The 909-nt window shown below is 40.6% G+C and carries 1 pseudogene; it reads right to left on the bottom strand.

Features of this window, described 5'->3' with window-relative positions:
• Positions 1-909 (bottom strand): annotated as a pseudogene (istA, locus tag Q1B07_RS26670) (IS21 family transposase); the annotation flags it as partial.

The following is a 909-nucleotide window of genomic DNA, read 5'->3' as shown; positions in this document are numbered from 1 at the left end:
ATTGGTAATGCCTTTAGCTGTTTTTCGTCCTCTATCCAGAGCTGCTCAATTGCAATCCCTTTTTCATAATGTGGACGGTTTCGATCTTCCCTCATCTTGACCTGCATCCAGCTTGCCAGTTGAGAAAAGTCCTCCATTTCCGGGGCAGTGACAAAAAGATTGTTCCTTGTGTAACCCACTTTCTTTTCCACATTTCCTTTTTCATGTCCACTTGCAGGATTACAAGCCTGAACTTCAAAGCCGTAATGAGATTGGAAGCGCAAGAAGGAATCTGTGTAAGTTCTTTTTTCTCCCTTACCAATTGCAACGACGGCAGCTGTAAGGTTGTCTATCCTTAAATGTGTAGGCACTCCACCAGCTTGTTTGAATAACTGTTTCAATCCTTCAAGGAAACACTCCGAATTTTCGGCAGGAAGAGGATAAGCAAATCCTACATTGCTGTAAGGGAAACTCAAAATTAGTGTCTTGATGTCCTTGTAAGCACCATCCTTTACAACAGTCATTTTTCCAAAATCCACTTGTGATTCACCCGGAGGATGCTCCAAACGCTCATATCTTGTATTTCTCTTCTTTAATCTTCGGCTTTCTATGCTGCACATAGTCACAAACTGTCCGATAGGATCCTTTAAATCCATGTTCATCCCTAAGTTGCTCAAACATCTTCTTGTTTGTTCTTCTCTCTTTCCTCTTGAGCTTCAGGTCCTCCTCAAGCCAGCAATCTACAATTTCACCATATCCATCTTCATACATCATTCCACCTTTGTTGAAAGGAAGAGGCTCTAAGGGTACTTCACCATCTGCATATTTTTTTACTGTCCTCCAATTCTTACCTGTCTTTCTAACGATTTCGTTAATTGACAAATCTTCGTTTTCTCTTAAATGTTTGATATAATTAACTTCTGGCATTGC

The organism is uncultured Metabacillus sp. (assembly GCF_947503125.1).
In the GTDB taxonomy this organism is placed as follows: domain Bacteria; phylum Bacillota; class Bacilli; order Bacillales; family Bacillaceae; genus Metabacillus.
This window is presented reverse-complemented; position numbering and strand designations above follow the sequence as displayed.